This is a genomic window from Falsiroseomonas sp. RANM36, assembly GCF_056682175.1.
In genome coordinates this window covers 51966-54450 of the sequence record NZ_JBWXTD010000003.1, presented here as the reverse complement: position 1 = coordinate 54450, position 2485 = coordinate 51966, and the positions used below count along the sequence as shown (strand labels likewise).

Annotated in this window: 3 protein-coding genes; 2 read left to right on the top strand and 1 reads right to left on the bottom strand. The window is 73.8% G+C overall.

The window, feature by feature from the left end:
• Positions 1 to 96 precede the first annotated feature (96 nt).
• Entirely contained in the window at positions 97 to 765 is a 669-nt protein-coding gene (locus AC1MIR_RS05185) for an alpha/beta hydrolase (RefSeq protein WP_480027123.1), read from the bottom strand.
• 436 nt (positions 766 to 1201) lie between these two features.
• Between AC1MIR_RS05185 and AC1MIR_RS05180 the strand changes: the two genes are divergently transcribed.
• Together AC1MIR_RS05180 and AC1MIR_RS05175 are read left to right on the top strand one after the other, a co-directional pair.
• Positions 1202 to 1678: an Rrf2 family transcriptional regulator gene (locus AC1MIR_RS05180; protein WP_480027122.1), complete on the top strand. Its 477-nt coding sequence runs from the start codon at positions 1202 to 1204 to the stop codon at positions 1676 to 1678.
• Positions 1679 to 1695: 17 nt separating this feature from the next.
• Positions 1696 to 2485 (top strand): cysteine desulfurase family protein (locus AC1MIR_RS05175; RefSeq protein ID WP_480027121.1); only part of this gene is annotated, 790 nt, incomplete at its 3' end.

The window sequence follows — 2485 nt, the reverse complement described above, 5'->3', positions numbered from 1 at the left end:
GCCCCGGGGGGGTCGCGCGGGGGCGGCCCGCACCTAAACGGGGCCGCTCCCGGGCCGCGGGGGGGGGATGGGGCCCTTTGTCCGGACGCGGGCGGTTCAGTCCGCCGCCAGCGCGATGCGCTTGCGGTTCAGCGTCACGTTGATGTGGTCCTCCGCCGCCGCGGCCACCTGCTCCGCCTGCGGCGGGGTGAAGATGTGCCCGGCCGCCGGCATCACGCGGTAGTCGATGCTGATGCCCTTCTGGGTGTTCAGCTTCTCCACCAGCTTCCGCACGCTGCTTTCGGGCACCAGCTCGTCATCGGCGCCGTGCAGCATCAGGCCGTTGCACGGGCAGGGCGCGAGGAAGCCGAAATCGTAGTGGCTCGCCGGCGGGCTGATGGAGATGAAGCCCGACATCTCCGGCCGGCGCATCAGCAGCTGCATGCCGACATAGGAGCCGAAGGAATAGCCCGCGACCCAGAGCGAGGAGGCGTTGGGGTTCACCGCCTGCAGGAAGTCGAGCGCCGCCGCGGCGTCCGAGATCTCGCCGATGCCGCCGTCATAGCGGCCCTGGCTGCGGCCGACGCCGCGGAAGTTGAAGCGCAGGGTGGAGAAGCCCATCGCCTGGAAACGCTGGTACAGCGCGTGGACGATGCGGTTGTTCATGGTGCCGCCATGCAGCGGGTGCGGGTGCAGCACCAGCGCCACCGGGGCATTGGCCTGCTTCGCGTGGTGGTAGCGGCCTTCGAGCCGACCATCGGGGCCGGCGAACATCACTTCGGGCATCGCGCGTCAGGTCCAGTCTCGGTTGCGGCAACGGCGCGGGGTGCGCGCCGGGCCAATTGGGGAACCACAGGGGCCGCCGCCGCGGCACGCCCGGGCCAATACGCCGCATCCCACCAGGCTCCGCCGCCGGATTGCCCCCTCGCCCCGCAATAGTTGACGCGGGGGGTCGGGAACAATAATTTCGCAGCACTGACACGCTCTCGCGCTCATCAGGCTCCGGTCTTGGCTCTGGTGGGAGCGAGGTGGCCCGCACCCGGACGAACCCAGGGCGGGCTCCCGAGCCCCAGGGTCAACAGAATATAGTGAGTCGGACGCGGGTTTCATATCGGATTCACGGCATGGTGCCCATGTTCCCCCGTCTGGGCAGGCGAGACGAAGCCCATTTTAGGGAGACAATCCTTACCGGATCATGGGCGCCCCGTCCGGGCGACGTCCCGTGAGGCTGTCAACCCGGGGACGCTACGCGGTCATGGCCATGGTCGAGCTCGCCGCCCGCCAGCACGGCCCCGCCCCTGGAGGCCCCGGCCAGGTGAGCCTCGCGGAGATCGCCCAGGCGCAGCATCTCTCGCTGGCCTATCTCGAGCAGCTCTTCGGCCCGCTGCGGCGCGCCGGCCTGGTGGCCTCGGCCCGCGGGCCGGGGGGCGGTTATCGGCTGGCACGCCCGGCCGGGGAGATCTCCATTTCAGAGATCGTCAACGCCGTGGACGAGCCGATCCAGGCCACCCGCTGCGAGGCGGGCGGGCCGGGCTGCCTCGCCGGGCAGCGCTGCCTGACGCATGACCTCTGGGCCGAGCTCGGCGAGCAGATCCGGCTGTTCCTGGACGGGGTGAGCCTGGCGGATGTGATCCGCGCGGAGGTCAGCGGCCGCGCCGTCCCCCCGCTGCCCTCCGTCCCGGATGGCCGCCCGGCCTAGTCCGGCGGGGCAGGATCATGCAGCCCGACCTCTATCTCGACGCCAACGCCACCGAGCCGCTGCGGCCGGAGGCGCGGGCGGCGGTGCTGGCCGCCCTCGATCTCGCCGGCAACCCCTCCTCGGTGCATGCGGCGGGGCGGGCGGCGCGGCGGGTGCTGGAAGCGGCGCGCCAGCGGATCGCGGCGGCCTTCGGCGGCAGCCCGGCCGAGCTGGTCCTCACCGCCGGCGGGACCGAGGCGAATGCGCTGGCCGTGCGGGGCCTTGCCGCCGGGCGAAGGGTGCTGGTCGGCGCCACGGAACACCCGGCCGTGCTGGCCGCCGCGCCGGGCGCGGAGATTCTGCCCGTGCATCCCGACGGCACGCTCGACCTTGGCGCGCTGGAGCGGGTGCTGGCCGGGCCGCCGGCCCTGGTCTGCCTGATGGCGGCGAACAACGAGACCGGCGTGCTGCACCCGCTCGCCGAGGCCGCCGCGCTCTGCCGCGCCGCCGGGGCGCTGCTGCATGTGGACGCCGTGCAGGCGGCCGGTCGGGTGCCGGTCGCGCTGAACCAGGCCGATTCGCTCGCGCTGTCGGGCCACAAGCTGGGCGGGCCGAAGGGGGCGGGGGCGCTGCTGCTGCGGCCCGGCCTGTCCCTGACGGCCCTGGTCGCGGGCGGCGGGCAGGAGCGCGGCCGGCGCGGCGGCACAGAGCCGCTGCCCGCCATCGCCGGCATGGCGGCCGCGACGGAGGCGGCCCGGCCCGAGGCGGCGGCCCGTCTCGCGGCGCTGCGCGACGCGATCGAGGCCGCCTGCGTCGCGCAGGGCGCGG

Coding starts and splice junctions, on each gene's coding strand:
- AC1MIR_RS05185 (WP_480027123.1), bottom strand. CDS start 765: ATGCCCGAAGTGATGTTCGCCGGCCCCGATGGTCGGCTCGAAGGCCGC.